We start from the raw sequence: 17,358 nt of genomic DNA, 5'->3' as shown, positions 1-17,358 counted from the left end.
CCCCAAAAATTAAGTTAAAAATATATCTATAGTTGCATATATTTCAAAAAAAGTTAATAAAGAAAAATATAGGTATAAGTAATTAAAAATTAACCAATTTGTGTTATAAAAACTTCATCACTTCCTCAGCGATGATTAGCTCTTCGTTTGTCGGCACAGCGAAAACTTTAACCTTACTGCTTTCAGCACTTATTAGATGCTCATTTTTTTGGTTTTTTGTATCATCTATTTTAATGCCTAGCCATACAAAGTTTTTCAGTAATCATTTCTCGTATTATGTCCAACACCGGCAGTAAAAATTAGACAATCAACTCCCTCAAGTGCAGCAGTTAGCTTACCTATTTCAAGTACAATGCGATACACAAATAAATCTATAGCAAATTTAGCATCAGGTGAGTTACTGGCAAGCCAAGTACGCATATCGGAGCTTTCACTGGACATACCGAGTAATCCTGATTTCTTATATAGTAACTCGGTTACTGCTTTCGTAGTCATTTGCTCATGATCGATAAGATATAACACTACTCCAGGATCAAGGTTACCGGTCCTTGTACCCATCATAACACCGTCAAGTACGCTAAGGCCCATGGAACTTGTTAAACTAAGACCGTTTTTAATAGCACATAGACTACTACTGCGTCCTAAATGAGCTATAATAGTCTTTGTAGGTAAATCTTCCTTTGTCATTTCGTTAAAATGGCTGCTAACATATTTATATGATAACCCATGAAAACCGTAACGAATTATCCCTTTATCATAATATTTTTTCGGTAAACCGAAAGCTTTTGTAATAGGAGGATTGGTAAAATGAAACGACATATCAAAACAAGCTATATGTGAGATTTCTTTATATTTTTGAAGAAATAAAGCCAGTACCTGCAAATTATAAGGTTGATGCAAGGGGCTTAGAGGTATTAATGGTCTTAAATCTTCACTAACTTTTTCATTAACAATAACCAGTTTATTAAAAATTTTCTCGCCATGGACAATACGGCGACCGGTTGCAATTAACTTGAGATTTTGTTGTTTTTTCCACCAATCTTCAAAAAGATCAATAATCATTTCAATAGCATCATCTTTAAATGTTGGTAGCAGATGCCTGTGTTTTATTTATATGAAATAATATTTTATTATCATTTTTTCTAAAAAAATATTATAAATTTTATCCTTAACTTTTTCATTTTGAATTTCAAAAATAGAAATTTTCAAACTAGATGAGCCAGCATTAGCTATTAAAATAACATTTTTCATTATTTACCTGCTTGGATATGTAGCTTCGCCTTAGTGTGATTATAAATAAATGAAGCAAGTACACAGGAAATAATACGCATATCCATAGGATCGGCTCTACTTGTTAAAATAATAGGCACACGGGCTCCAAGAACGATACCCGCCATAACCGCTTGACCCAAATATTTTAGCTGCTTTGCAAGCATATTGCCTGATTCAAGATTAGGTACTACTAATATATCAGCATTTCCTAAAACTGAAGAGCTAATGCATTTTGCTTCTGCAGCAAATAAAGAAATAGCATTATCAAACGCAAGCGGTCCGTCAACTATAGCATTCGTAATTTGCCCTCTATCTACCATTTGCGATAAAGCAGCAGCATCAAGGGTTGTAGGGATTGCAGAAGTTACCGTCTCAACTACCGATAATACCGCAACTCTAACCTGCGTGTCTTCTCTGATCATATGCATTAAATCAATAGCATTCTGCACTATATCACGCTTATCTTCTAGAGTAGGACGAATATTAATAGCAGCATCGGTAATAATGAACGGTTTTGGAAATGTAGCAACTGCCATTAAGAAAACATGGCTTATACGACGTTCAGTACGTAGAGTCCATTCGCCTTATAAACTACCACAGACATAAGCTTATCAGTATGAAGCGCCCCCTTGGCATAATAGCCGCAACTTCCCTTTTCTTCGCAAGCTCTACGGCTTTTTTTGCTGCTTCGTGGCTATGCTCAACATTAATTACTTGATAATCCTCAAGATCGACATTATTAACTTTTGCTACTGATTCAATTTTATGTTGTGGACCAATCAAGACCGGTTTTATTACATTAAATTGTGCCGCTCTAACTGCACCAAGTAATGATTCTGTATCGATCAGATGAACTACTGCAGTTTTAACAGGCTTAAAGCCGTCGGCTCTAAATAATAGATCGATGAAATGCTTTGCTGCTTCATCACAGTCAGGATCGTTGATTTCTTTTGGAGGAGTATAAGTAGTACCTAATTTCTTAGCTAGAATGGCATCTAAAAAAGTCTCGTTTATTATATGTTGCTTCTTCATAAACCCCTTAATAAATTAATCACTAACTTAATTAGATCGTATATAAGTTAATTAATAAAGGGAAAACTAATTATTGTTTTTAGCGGGCATTTCTTAAATGCTATTAACGCAACAGTGTATATTCGAATTCCGTGTAGGCATTGTTGCATAGTTCGGAAAATACCCTTATAATGTCATGCCCGCAGAAACGAGAATCCAGTCAAGCATAAAAAAACTTGTTTTTTATATGCTTATTTTATCAAATATGCAACTTCCGTATCAATATTGAAGTTATTTTTCTGGATTCCTGCTTTCGCAGGAATTACATAAGAGCTACATATCAATCATTTAAATAATTTCCAATTTCGTTCTTGCGGTGGAGCATCTTCTCTTCCTTCAGAAAAAAATTATTAGTAGGATTTGAGCTTAGTTCTGTAAATAGTTCTTCCCAACTTTTTGCGGTTTTAAGCTTTTATCTGATTATAAATACTTGAGTTCTTCAGAACCATTTTTAGTTTGATCGTTCATCAATATGTTTGTTTTTACATATTCTATATACTGTAATTGTTTAAAAAAACAATTATTAGTTATTCTACTTCATATTTCTTAAATGATCTTCTAATTTTCTTAGCTTTCTACCCTCGTTTACTATAGGCTTTACATAGGTTTGCATTTTGGCATTTTCTCTATATTTATTAATCTTATCGATCTGAGCATTGACTTCATCGGTAATGGCTTGCTTTCTATCCTCTATTTTATTTAATACTTCAGTACTATATTCATAATTTTTAACATCAGCATTAAAGTTATTAAGCTCTTCTGTAATCTTTTGGTCTATTTCAGCTCCCTCGGCGGTATCTTTAACTTTTTGTGCTATTAATGCCGGCATTTCTTCGATCTTGATATCATCTCTTTTGAAATGATCTTTAAGCTCTTTATAAGTTTGCTCTAAATTTTCCTGGGCTTTCTCGTGCATAATATCATAATGCTCTTGGCGACGAATATATCGATCTCCATCTATAAATTCTGCATATTTTCTATGAGCGTTATCTATCATATCGCGCATCTGAGAATCAGTAGCTTTCTCACACATAAATCTGTCGCCCATCATTACCGGTTCACCTTCCTCAAATAACCTACCATGCACCTCATGAATAAGCTTTCTTTGAGCTAATTCTTGATAATATTCCACATCACTATGTCTACCTGCTTTTTCTAGTCTTGCTAGATATTCCGGTGATAATATATCTGCTTGAGCAGCTAGCGCCTCCTTATTAATATGCATTTGGAGCTCTTCATGTTCTCGTGCTTTTTCATCATCTTTTAATTTTTCGCTATAAGTTCTAAGCCTTGGATCGTTATATTCAAAATCATGCCATTCGGCACTGGTTAGATTACCCTCATAAGCATCACGTAAATCTTTACCGACTATTGCAGTTAAAGCTCCTCTTTTTATTCCTGTATAACCTGCATATATTTTTTCGCCTATACCTACACGCTGTTCTTCTTTTAATTTACGTTTTGTATCAACACGATGCTTTATCTCTTGCCAACTTCTAAGCACTCCTATATTCTTACCAAACAGACCAACACCTCGCCCGGACATTTCTTGGTGAGCATTTTTATAAGCATCTTGATAATCTCTAGTAAAGTTTGCATCGCTAGCGAGTTCACGTAAGTTAGCATCTTTTAATGACTTATCAAGCTCAGCTTTTTGTTCTTTACTTAAAGCAGTGTAATCTTTCACTCCATATTTATTTGCAGCAATTTTATCTCGAAGCTGAGTAAACTTCATTTGCGATAGTTCTTTTGCTTTTAATTCATTCCCCTTAGGTAAATTCTTTAATAATCCTGCAATACCGTTTTCATAATCCGTAATAGCATTCATTTTTACATCTTTAGAATCTATACCGTATTTTCTCTTAACCTCATTTTGTACGGTTTTATTTGCTGAAGAACCGAGAGCTTGCTTTTCAAGCCTTCCCATCATCATATTTTCAAATTTCTCGGCAAAAAACATACGAACTTGCTCTTTCCCTGCACTTACACGGCTAGTTACAGGTGCACTTACCGTCTTAGCCACATAATTTAGCGGTCTATTCATTTGTTGCGCTGCAGATTCATAAGATTGCTGATTAACTTTTTGTATTTCTGTTAAATTACCTGAAGTACCAGCAATAAATTGTGCCGTTGACATAGCAGTATCGTTAAATTTACTTAGCAAATAAATAGACACAAAAATTAGTAATATCCCGTCAAGTTGGACAAATTTCCCATTTATAAAATTACTAATTCTTTTTGCATCTTTAACTAAATCTAAAAACGGTAATTCAATATAGCGTTCATCTATACACTCATACGCAGCACAATGCTTACATTTATCAGGGTCATTCTTACAAGAATCATCTACTATTATATGATCTTTAGGAACTAATATATTTGCTTTGTGGAAATTATTTATACCGCCTTTCATCGGTACTGGAAACCACCAATAAAATATTGAATGACCCAGGCTTGGATCTATATCCTCAAGGAAGCTACCGAATATTTCATTTATCGGACCTAAATTAGGAAAATCATGTTTACATACTGCAAAACCAAGCGTTGAATATATTTCGGTTCTGATGATCATTGAAATAAAAGCGATACCGGTAAATAAAATTATAGGCTGTAATGCATATGATATTAATTGTCTTAACCAATTCTCAAATAACGAACGAGTTATATTAAACAACATGAAACAAATAAATATCGGTCCCATAATTATAATCATCCCGATAGTTATAAGAGCGGTTAGATAGATAATAGTGGCTTTAAATATAAGAAAGAAAATAAAATATAAGGCTATTAAATATAGAATGATATATATAAAACCAAGCCAATCAACAAATAGTAAAGAAAATAATTTAGATAAAGTTTGAGGAGAAATAAGTAACCCAAGCAAGCTTTGAGAACCAGGACCGGTAGCCGAAGCTTCATTAATTATTTGCAGTATTTGCTGAACCCCATCAATAAAAAATACGAATAAATAATCATGAAAAAATGTCCAAGCTTTATCAGTACTTAATAATATTGAGACTATACTAACTTTTAATATTCTAACTATAAGTTCGACATGAGTAAGGTTTATATTACCTATTAAAAAGGAAAAACCTGTAAACATTATGTATAGAGTTAAAATAGCCGAGACACTCATCCTATAACCCGACGTATCAATTATTTGTTGATAAGTTTTCTTTATAATCCCATCCTTACCAAATAATACTCCTTTTATTAAATCCGTTAAAAATTGTAGCGGATCGGGTCTAGTATCAGTAACTCCAGACTTTATTACTAATCTATATTGCCCGCTATTATCATTATAAAATTTATCTATAATCTTAAAATAAAGAGGAGATTGAGCATATTTTGACTTATCTTCACCTTTATATTGATAATTTATACCGCCGGCTTCCAAGAATTGTCCTGTACTACTAGTACTATAAAATTCATAGCCCGAAGTAAGCTCCTCTCCTAAATGCTGAGTTATACCTTGCGGTTTACTCTGTGAGTCCGGTGAAATATTGGGATCGGTATTTTTAGCGGCAATAAGAAAATAAAGCCCGACACCGTTTGTCATTATACATGGAGCATTACTAATCATTGCATCATTTTGATTTGCGGGATTAGGAGTACACATATCAAGTCTAGTATTATCCCAAAAAGTACACGGTTGTAGCTTAACACAAAAAGCAGCCAAAGTAGTTGTGTTATTTTTTTGACCATACCATGGACACCATGCAGATAACTGACCTGAAGTATTTTTATCGCCAAGTATATAACTCCACGGTCTTACCATAATGGTTAAAGGATAGCCGTTTACTTTATAAGCACTATCACGCCATGGTGCTACCTGATTACCTTCCTGTCTTGAAGTAATTTCTTCCGGATCATATCTAGCAGAGACATTGAATTTGATAAAACCGAAATCATCAGGGTCAATACAAGTATCGCCGGTACAACCGGAAAGCAGCAATAGCGATATTAATAATGTAATAAAAATATTTTTGTTCATTTATTATGTGTTATTTCCATATGTCTTAATTTCAATGTCATTGCGAGCGACCATAGGGAGCGTGGCAATCTCATGAAGCAGTACTAAATTCCTGAGATTGCTTTGTCAATTGCTATGCAATTTCCTCGCAATGACGGTGAAAATATTTACAATTATTCTTTCTTCTCTCCTTCCTCTTTCTTCACATCATTACGCTCAGCAAGAAATTTATTTGTAAATTCACCACCTACTTCCGGTTTTCTAGCTTTATAATTTTGATCAATTATCTTGTCTTTGAAAACTCTAGACGGAGCCATTGCAGCCTTTTTAATCGGTTTTGTTACTGAATCTATATCCTGCATAACGGCTCCCACAGGATCAGAACGTTCTTGATAATTTCCTGATATTCGTGCCGGTGTAACATTTGTAAGCATTCCAACTACTATATTTACAAAAGTTACTAAACTATATGACATCAAGCAATATGAATAAAATAATAAAGCCGTAGTAAATAATACTAAGAAAGTATTAGCATTGTTCGTTAGAATATTCGAGCTACTAATTTCTGGAACATCCGGTACATAGAAAGGTATTCCGGGTAAGAACGGTAATGTAAAAGAGAAATGAAGTGGAATACCAAGATGTGTTAAATCAAGCCCTATTTTTATTGGTATAAGAGTATCCCAACAGGCTCTAACTACCACTTTTAAAAGCTGCTCAGATAAAACCTGATCTATCAATAAAAAGAAAATCAATAATATTGTCGGCTGCACTACATAGCTAAGCAATGTCGATATCCAATTATCAAATAAACTTTTAGTTTTTTCAAATAACATTAATATTATAAAAAACGGTGCCAATGAAATCATAACAGTTACCCCTATGAATGCAATCACATAACCTATTATAACTTCTAAAATAGCTCTAAAATAAGTAATAAGTGAATAAATGGTTATAATAGCGATAAATGCTAAACCATTATGTATTTGTAATAATTCAATAAATAGTAATCCCCAAATCCTACCGTTAGTATATTTATCAAATATAGGATCAATAAAACCAAAAATATTAGATCTAGAGCTTGTAACACCTACTACGTTAGTTACAAAGAAATCAATACCGTCAGTAAATGCACTAAAGAAGTATGTATTAAAGAAGCTCCAACTTTCTTCTCTAATTAAAAAAGCTACTATAGCTATTTTGCATATACGTGTTATTACTTCTACGGCAGTTAATTTTAATGCTCCTGTAACGAACATTAGCCCAAATATAGTAACATAAAGGGTTAATGCAGTTTTAGCTAAATTCTGCACTGCAGAATTTTTAACTAACTTAATATAAAAGTTTTGACTAAAAGTTCTAAACTGATCGGTAATAGGTTTAATAGCACCGTTATATATTATATCAGAAAACCAAGTTGTACCGGTATAATTAGCATAATTTACACTAACTACCCCTTGTATATTACTATTAGGATTTACCACCCTTAACCATAAATATCCATCTTGCGGGGCATCAGTCGCAAAGTTATAATCTACCGGCATACCACGAACAGATGGATCAGGTAATGTACCATCAGACGTTATTAAATATTCTAACTTTATATTTTGTTGATCATCAGGATTAATTAAATTTGCCCCATTACCTATTTCAACAATCATCGAATAACAACCAAAATATAAAAAATTAGCTGACCAATCATTCTTATTTATATAATCTACAAAACTAGCATAATTTGAAAAATTTCGGCTCCAATCACTCATTAAAACTGAATTACTAAACATGTTACTAACTTGCCAATCGCTAGTAAAATCCATAGTACCACCGCTAGTGGCTTGATAATATATAAAACTACTTTGAGTACTGCCTGAATTTACAAAACTCTGATCTTGTCCCTTAATAACCTGCCCGCCTACTTTAATTATCATCCCTCTACCTTGATCGTAATAGCAAGCAGGGCTAGTATTTATACCGGCATTAGCAGGACAAGCCTTAATTAAGCCCATGAAATACTGTACCGCTCCTGTTATCATAGGCTTACCGACTATTACTCCATTATCGGTATTTTTATACTTTGTAGCAGTACCCGTGCCGCTACATACACTTTTTCTTTCCTTATCTATCATATTACACACCTGCTCTGCAGAAGAGTAAATTATTCTATTATCAAAATCTCCAAGGTTACTTTGAGTATAAAGTGCAGAAGCAGCGAATATCGAGCTATCAAGTTCCTGTGTTAAAATATTATCTACGGTATTAGGAAGTTTTAGAGTATTAGGGCTAAAAAAATTATCTTTACCAACTAAACTAATATTTACTACATCGCCGGCCTTAACTTCAATTCTCGAATTACCGTTAGAATAGTTAAAATATTTAACAAAATCAGACATTTTAGTAAATGAAAGTGCATCAAGGTTTTTATCAGGCGGTATAGTCCCCGGTGTTTCACTGTTATTGTCCGTAACAAAACGAGGAAATCCTAAAGCTTCAAATTGTAATTTAGAATAATTATAAGTTTTAATGAAAACTTGCGGCATACTAAACCTTGGATCAATTCTATATAATACTAGATATTTTCTAGGTTCAAAAGTAATACCTGAAGTAGACCAATTTATTTTTAACAATTTACCTTTCTGAACAGTATTACCTGTTGATTGCCAAAGTCCGGCTGTAGATAAATTAATTCCTATATTACCCTCTTGAAAACTTGTAAATCCAGGCACTTCTAAACAACCGAATAAGCTTTTTAACCCGCCAAAGCTGGTTGACATCCATGAAAAAGCATCATCGGCTTTAGCTGGCATCGCCATAAACAAAACTAATAAAACTAAACTCTTAAGAATTTTCATAATTTTAAATTGTTATCCAACACGTCATACCGTGGCTTGTCCATAGTATTAAATAGTAAACCCGTCATTGCGAGCAGCTGTATGGCTGCGCGGCAATCTCATGAAATAACTCCTGAGATTGCTTTGTCAATTATTTCATAATTTCCTCGCAATGACGATTTTCGATTCACCCTCTATTTCGGTGTTTCAGGTTTAGGTGGTTCTTCATTTGTCTTCTCGCCCCCTTCTTTTGGCGTATTTTTCCTATTTTTCTCAGCCTGATCTAATGTCTTATTGCGTTGTTTTAATCGTGCTTCCGCTCTGCCGGTAATACCTTGTCTTGTTTTATCATCCATTCCTATTGAACTTAATGCTTTTTGTCCTGCATCATGAGACATTTTACCACCAATTTCAGTAGCCGAAGGCCCAACAGCACTAGTTAATTTTACTACCATACGTCCTGAAAATTCGACATAACCGTACATACCGTAAGCAATAATAACTAGAGCTACGATATTTTGCATATTTACTCCCATCATACCCGACATATAATCCATTCCCCAAGGGGCAAACCAATTAATACAGAAGATAGGTACATTCAGCAAGGCAATAGGTAAAATAGTACCGATAAACGGAATTTTTATCGGTAAAGCACATTTCCAACACACGCTATAACCTAAAACAAAATCTAGATAAATGGTAAATAGTTGTGTTAGCACTATAATACCTGCCATCATAACTACCGGTTCCAGCATATAGCGGATCGTAAACCTCACCCAATTATCAAATAAATACCTAGTAAAATCAAATAATAAGAAACTAATAAATAAAGGGGCTATACCGATTAATATACAAGTTGCCATAAATGCCATAATATAAACGGCAACAGCTCTAAGCGCCGTAATAATTACTATACAAACCGCAATAAAAGTAATTATAAAATATATAATACCGCTAAGCCCAAGAGAAAGAAGTGCAAGTAATTGAGCGATAAAGGTTTGACTAAAAAATATTTTACTCATTACTGCATCTAAAAACATGAAAGGATTAGAAATAGTATTAGTAGAAGTAAACAAACTATATCCACTCATATTAGCAATAATTGAGTCTGAAAAATTGGTAATTGCATCAAAAAGATAGTTATTGAAAAATTCAAAGGTATTACCGTTCATCAGTCCGCTAACTACCCCGATTTTTGCTATTCTAATTACTAGCTCTTTTTGGTTTATCTTAGCAAAACCAAGTAAAAACATTGCTCCGTAAGTCATCACATACAGAATTAAAATTGCTTTAATATAGGTAAAAAAGTTAGTACAGGACGAACTATCATTAGCTTTATAACATACCATATTTTTAAAAATAGAAGTAGCAGCCCCTTGCACTTTAGTTTTAAATAACTGAAGTAACGGATTCATTACTTTAATAGAAAAACTTCCTACTTTTAAGGATGTTGAGAAATGTACTTTATAGCTACCTTCACTATCTTTATAGTCCCTTAAATTATTACCAGGATCATTTAGAATTTTCATCCATATATAACCCGCCTCATTTGCGTTAAAGCTATATTTACCTTCACTATCAACGCTAATTCCTTGAGGTGAATAGGTTTTACCGCTAGTATTCGGGTTTTCCGAAGGCTTTACTATGATGTATTGCACTCGTCCTCGATCATCAAAAGTATCGTTAAAACTATTACCGTTTTCTCTATAGCATTTAGTCTGTTTAATATTTAAAACGTATCCTCCCGTATTCTTACTACTATCTTGTGAGGTAGGCGACCACAGCCTATATTGTAAATAACTTTTTGCAATATCACTGTTAAAAGGTATATTATATATAACTTTATATAAATATTTACCGTCTTTATCTTTATAGTCAGGCGGTTGATCTGTATCTGCAACAAATTTAGCAAATTCTAGCTTAGAAGGCAGAGCTTGACTTACAGAACCCGCATCATTCATTTGATATATTAATCCAGTTGGTCCTTTGCCTCCTTTACCGTCCGCCGTATACCAAAATCTCCGATTCTTTTGAAAATCTCCATCGCTACATATGCCCGAAGTACAATGTACACCTCCAATATAATCTTTATCTTTTGTACGACGATCGTGAACACGATCAGGACATTGATCAGCTGGAGGAATATTAGCATTATAAGAACATTGAAGGGCTGAATAGTCGATAAATAATTTACCTGTGTTGTCAGACCACGAAAATGTAAAACTCTCATCATCTAGGTAGTTTTCTGGTGCTGGTCTCATTATATTAACCCAAGCCATACATTTCGTTGTACATTCTGGTATCTTTTGACAAGACGCAATACAGCCCAATGCTCCCCAGTCGCAACCTGCTTGCTCATACCAGTTAGGGCACCTCCATGTGACTTGACAATTCCAATATTTCTCTTTTAACTCGCAAGCATTGACATACTTACCTGAATAAACAGAATATTTTCCACAAATTGGATTATAAGTAGTTTTATTCTCTGAACAATCTTGCGTAACTTCAGCACCTTTAAAAGCATCTTTAACTGTCGCATCCGTATTGGCAAAATTAGGAGATACGGAAACTAAAACTCTATCATTGGCGTATAATTCGGCAATATTACGCCATTCATTATTTTTTGCATCCATTATTAGAGAGACAGGTGGATTATTTGTATCGTTAATACGAGGAATCGGGATCATTTGACCGTTATCGTCTAAATTAGATCCAGCCCCTGTACGTTGTAAATTATCTTTCGGTATATAAGCTAAACACAAACTAACCTGACCGACCACTTGTAAATTCACCGGTTGGCTGTTTTCTACTAGCACCTGAGTATTTAGCCATTCACCGTAACGAGTAGGATCAGGAACAAGCAGAGTCGTGCCGTCGGACAACATCTTAGTAGTGTTTACATAATTAGCATTAGCATTAAGGGTTATAGTACCGGTTATTGAATCCGCTCCTCCTTGACCGTCCGATGCATATCTCATGTAGCAGCTGTCACCGACTTTTACTGCTCCTATCATACCAAGTGCTGCAAAAATAAAGCAAACTAACGTTGCTACTATAGCAAGTACTCCTAAAACTTTTAATAAGTTACCCTGCATATTCTATCATTTACCTCCACCCGAACCGCTTGCTAAATCCCTGCCTTGCTGCTCTCCCTCTTTACGCTTACCTCCAACACCCGGCTTATCTCCTACCAACGGCCTACCTTGCAAAGCCATAGCAGCATCCTTAAGGAAAGCTGCTCCTTTCTTTACTAAACCAACGATTTTAGTGGGACTTGCCGTTACTGCATCCATATTAGGACCATTAGTTAAATCAGAAGCAAATCGCCCTATAGATTTAGAGAAGTAATAAAAAATAACCGAAAATACCAATACGCATAAAAGTTCTGCTAAAATAGATACAACATCTCTAACAATTGATTTTATTGGAAAAAGTATCAATAAATGCTCTTCCCAACCTTTACCTGCATAATATTCTAACATTTTATATCCAAAACTTTCCTGACATTGATCTGCCCCGCCAACAGGAAGCCTTAACTCAAAAGTACTAAATCTAATATCCCCTTTTTCATAATCATATCTAAGAAATTCACAATTTTTAAATATTGCGGAATCATACATAGTTATTAATAAAGCTATAAAACCTGCTACTACTGCCGGCTGCAATGCACATGAAATACATACTTTTAGCCACCCGTCAAAATAAGCTTTTGTACGAGTAAATAGAGCCATAGGAATAAATATAGGAGAAATATATGTCATAACGTAAATAGTAATCATGCAAACTAAATAATGCGTAATAAAATATAAAAGTATAGATAAAAATATTACAGAAAATACTAAACCTGCTGCAAGTATAATAACATTTCCGGCCATAAAGAATCCAAACATAACGGTAAAAAATCTAAGTGCTCCTGCTTTACTTAAATCCTTCGGTCTGTCATTTTTGCCTTCAGGATCAAAATTAGGTATAGGTGTATTATTACCACGGGGACCATTGCCGACCACATTCCCTAACACTCCATTCTTATCTATATTATAAAGTAAATCCAAGCCAAGATAATAACCTATACGGCAATCAATCGCGTCCCATAAACCGTAAAATTTATAACCGTCCTTATACTTTGAATTATCAAATTGACATAATCCTCTAGAACCTGCTGCATTAAAGATCATCTGTGCAAAGTCCGGTGCTGCTCCTGTCAAAAGAGGTAATCCATATTTTAACATACCGTTTTCTTTTGTCGGCTGACCGCCGCTAAAATCTAAAGGTCCAAGACCGATAGAAAAATAAGCAACAAATAAGAATTTTATTACAAAAAGAGCTATTTTTTCAATACTTGCATATTCTGTATTTAGAGCCATATTAAAGGGCAAAAAACATAGTATAAAGAATTAATGCCGCACCTATAATTCTCTTTAAATAACCTTGAAACGTAGAAAAAGCAGCAAGATTAGTTATTCTAGAATTTTGATCTTGAGCACTACAACTCTTTCCAGCAAAAAATATTTTATTAAGCGTTTCACTCAAACACTGAACTGCAAGACCGGAAAAATTAATTAACGATTGACTATAATTTGCTCCCGTATAGCAACTTTTTCCTATATTACAATTCTCATCCTCAGAAGGAGGTGGAGTCGGTGTAGCACTCAAAGATTTACATGCTACCGGCATCGGTCCCCTTGACGTAGGCATAACTAAACATAGATCATTATCCCATTTTTTAACCGTTAAAACGATATTCTTTAATACAGGATTTGCTCCAAGATCAGGATTATTATCGGTACTTAAATCACTAATCTTTTTAGAGTCACCTTCATTTAAAGTATACATGGTGCAAGGGCTACTACTACCTTCTACATTTTTAAAACAAAACGTTATACTAGACGCAACTGAGTTACAATTACCTCTCGGATCCTTCATATCAATATTACGAATTATATAGCCATATGCCGTGTCCGTTTCTAAATACCCATCTGAAGTAGTCGGTAAACTAGAACATGATTCTCCAAAGCCGGCAAAGCTAGCTAAGCTTACAGACGCTATACAAACTGTAATAAATATCTTTAAGGTTTTAAGAGTTTTCATTAGAACTATTATCTTTTTTTTCTGTTACTACGCCGCTTTTTACTAACTCATCCCATGCCTTTTCAGCATTTGCACGTCGTTCTGATATTTCTCCTCCTTCTTGTTCTCTTACTCTTCCTCCTCCACTTGCTACTAGTTCATTCCATACTTTTTCTACTTTTACACGTTTATCTCGAATCTCTGCATTTTCCCGTATCTGTTTTACGCCTGTCGGATTATCATGTTCCTTTAAGTTAAAACTATAATCAATTACTCCTGTACCTTTACTTGTGCTGTCAACTTTTTCTTGTGGAGCTGCATTATCAACTTTTTCCTGTGAAGGCGGAGTATTATCAATCTCTTTTTTACTTTCTTGATTATTATCTCTTATGATTTTTCCAACACGTGGTGCAGGTGTAGAAATAGAAGTTCTAATACTAGCAGACGGTGGTGAAACAGCTTCTGTAGGAGCAGGAGGAATAACAACATCTGATCTTGCTTCACTACTTACAGTTTTTGGGCTAGAAGTTGCTACAGAAGACGAAGCTGTCGGCGTAGAAATAGAAGTTCTAATACTAGCAGACGGTGGTGAAACAGCTTCTGTAGGAGCAGGAGGAGTAACAACATCTGATCTTGCTTCACTACTTACAGTTTTTGGGCTAGAAGTTGCTACAGAAGACGAAGCTGTCGGCGTTGTTACCGCAGGTGCCGACGTACCTCCGCTTGCAGCAATATTATCATTTGGTAGTCCGCCTTTCCCTACCTCTAAATCACTTGCTCCTCCACCTTGACCAGCTTTTAAATCACCAACTCCTCCTCTACTTGCTATCTGATCGCCCCCCTTAGTTGCAGCACCCGCAGTAGCAAGTACTGCCATAGCTGCCTTAAATATTGCTTGCGGTTTTATAGCAACATTATTAAGAGCTACTCCTTCCGTCATATCTGCAGCAAATTCAGCTAGCTGACTACTAAAATTATACATCAAATACAATGTAAAACATGCCATAACTAACGCAAGCAAAATATTTTTAATTTTCTCAAAAAGCACTTTTGGAGACATGAAAAACATTCCGGGCCCTAAAACTACTCCCGATAAAAACTGGAATTTAGCAAGAAATTTATCGGTAGGGGTACTACCCGGTTTACTATCGACAATTTCACTTACACTATCTTTTGTAAAGTTAAATACTGTGGTAATAGGGTTATTTAACATATAACCTAAACTATTTTGACAACTTTCTACAGCATCTTTATCAGGATACTGTGACGTATCATCCCAATCATTATTAATGTAAAATATTAAAACATCCCTCTTAGAAGTAATGCCACCTTGAATTTTGTCTTCTATACTATTGTGAATTAACTTGCTCTTATATTGACATTTACCGTAGAAACCATAATCATATACCGAAAACATCGTGATCATAAAAGTAACTACCACCATAGGTTGTAGCAAGAACGAGATCATTAGTTTAACCCAGCTCTCAAAATAATTTCTTGTATATGCGAATAAAAACATAGGTACAAAAAGAGGAGCCAAAATACCGAGTATTACTATAGATATCATACACATAATCGTTGCATTAACCATAAAGGCAGCAACCGAAATCACAAGTAACGGATAAGAAAGAGCGAGTGACACCAACATCATATTACCGGAGATTATCGCCGGAATTAGCAAATAAATATATGGTGGAGCACTAAAACTAAAGAAATCAAAATTTAAAAAATCATGACTGCGATAAGCATTTTCGACAAGTAACGTAGATAATATATCAAGCCCTAAATAATGAGCTACCCTACAATCTAATGCATCCCATAATGCAATATAAGAAACGGTACCGTCATAAGAAAGATTGTTAAATTTACATAAACCGGACGGAGCAGCATTCATAACCCAACTTGCTAAACCGTTTATACCGTCAAGTAAGAAAGGAAACGCCCACTGAATCATGCCGTCTAACCGGTCATACGGAGAACCATTACCAGGGGTTATATTAATTCCTATTGAAAAATAAGTTACGAATATCATTTTCAATATAAAATTTATATACTCACTTTTTGGCGGCACTTCACCTGCAAGTAATAGTTTAAAGCCAAAAAACATAACATATAAAGTTAGAAAAGCCGTAACTATTTTATACATTCCTACTTGAAACTGAAAGAATACACTATCTTGCCTTGAAACCAAATTAACCACTTGGCTTACATTATCCAAACTACAAACATCTTTACTAATTAGTAATCTAGCAATCATTTGCCTCATACATTCTATAAGAGGAGAAGTCATGACTACTGCAGTTTTTGAAGCATTATAAGCTTTTTGATAACATCCATCACCCGCTGCACTACAGGAAACTAAAGCTAAAGGATCGGTAGGAGTTTTATTTGGATCCTCAATAAAATCCTTATCTGCTACATCCATAAAGCTATTATACATGGATTTTGGAAACGGCTCTTTCATATATTTACAGCCAACGGGAACGTCTCCTGTAAATCCTTTTGTCGATACGCATATTCTATCTTTATCTTGAATAACTTTCCAATATATTACAGGAAAACCTAAATCAAATGCAAAACCGTCATCACCGGGCTTACCACTATATGGAACATGATATTCCTTTTTTTTATTTGCCCACGCTGTCTTTATATCATCCCAAGGGTCGCTCCCTGTTAAGACGGCTTTAGCAATAGCAAGTGCCGATTCTGCAACAGATTTTGCCCGAGATACAATTAATTTAGCATTATTACATAAAGCAAAGCGTAATTCTGGATTTTTAGGATCAATTCTGTTTTCACGAGTACATTGACCTCCGGGAAAATTCCCAAAGTTACTATCGTTAAATAAATCACTGTCGTTTATTTTAAGCTTTAAAAACGTATTCATGTATAAAACGGGAGAGACAAGATTCATTACCGCAAAAGTAAAGAACGGAGCAACAATACATGTATGAGAAAATTCAGTACGCAGCAAATCGCCTACGCCTTGGGTTTCGCAAGTTAAGCCACTCAAAATATCTACAATGCTATCAAGAGTATCTTTAGCATGAGTTTTAGTAACTATCCCTAAATTTAGGGCAAAGCTTAATACTAATGTTATAAGTATACTACGAGGAAATAATTTCATAACTAGTTACTTGCCTCGCA

4 protein-coding genes and 3 pseudogenes are annotated in these 17,358 nt (G+C 34.6%); all 7 read right to left on the bottom strand.

All coding sequences use genetic code 11. The annotated features are described in order from the left end of the window. Positions 1-103: 103 nt before the first annotated feature. Positions 104-1,251 (bottom strand): annotated as a pseudogene (locus RAF_RS00770) (acetate/propionate family kinase). After that, a pseudogene (locus RAF_RS00765) lies at positions 1,251-2,304 on the bottom strand (phosphate acetyltransferase). The pseudogenes RAF_RS00770 and RAF_RS00765 overlap by 1 nt, the downstream one beginning before the upstream one ends. A gap of 571 nt (positions 2,305-2,875) precedes the next feature. Continuing rightward, positions 2,876-6,337 (bottom strand): type IV secretion system protein, encoded by a 3,462-nt coding sequence (locus RAF_RS00760; RefSeq protein ID WP_012719392.1) that lies wholly within the window; start codon positions 6,335-6,337, stop codon positions 2,876-2,878. 152 nt (positions 6,338-6,489) lie between these two features. After that, on the bottom strand, positions 6,490-9,165 hold the full coding sequence (locus RAF_RS00755; protein ID WP_012719391.1) for a type IV secretion system protein: 2,676 nt from the start codon (positions 9,163-9,165) through the stop codon (positions 6,490-6,492). Positions 9,166-9,338: 173 nt separating this feature from the next. Further along, positions 9,339-12,239: a type IV secretion system protein gene (locus tag RAF_RS00750; RefSeq protein WP_012719390.1), complete on the bottom strand. Its 2,901-nt coding sequence runs from the start codon at positions 12,237-12,239 to the stop codon at positions 9,339-9,341. 6 nt (positions 12,240-12,245) lie between these two features. Next, a pseudogene (locus RAF_RS00745) lies at positions 12,246-14,232 on the bottom strand (type IV secretion system protein). Next, the gene (locus RAF_RS00740; protein ID WP_012719389.1) at positions 14,219-17,338 is read right to left on the bottom strand and encodes a type IV secretion system protein; all 3,120 of its coding nucleotides are present in this window, start codon (positions 17,336-17,338) and stop codon (positions 14,219-14,221) included. Before RAF_RS00740 ends, RAF_RS00745 begins: the two are co-directional and overlap by 14 nt. Positions 17,339-17,358: the final 20 nt, after the last annotated feature.

The organism is Rickettsia africae ESF-5 (genome assembly GCF_000023005.1).
GTDB lineage: Bacteria > Pseudomonadota > Alphaproteobacteria > Rickettsiales > Rickettsiaceae > Rickettsia > Rickettsia rickettsii.
This window is presented reverse-complemented; position numbering and strand designations above follow the sequence as displayed.

Coding starts and splice junctions, on each gene's coding strand:
- RAF_RS00760 (WP_012719392.1), bottom strand. CDS start 6,337: ATGAACAAAAATATTTTTATTACATTATTAATATCGCTATTGCTGCTT.
- RAF_RS00755 (WP_012719391.1), bottom strand. CDS start 9,165: ATGAAAATTCTTAAGAGTTTAGTTTTATTAGTTTTGTTTATGGCGATG.
- RAF_RS00750 (WP_012719390.1), bottom strand. CDS start 12,239: ATGCAGGGTAACTTATTAAAAGTTTTAGGAGTACTTGCTATAGTAGCA.
- RAF_RS00740 (WP_012719389.1), bottom strand. CDS start 17,338: ATGAAATTATTTCCTCGTAGTATACTTATAACATTAGTATTAAGCTTT.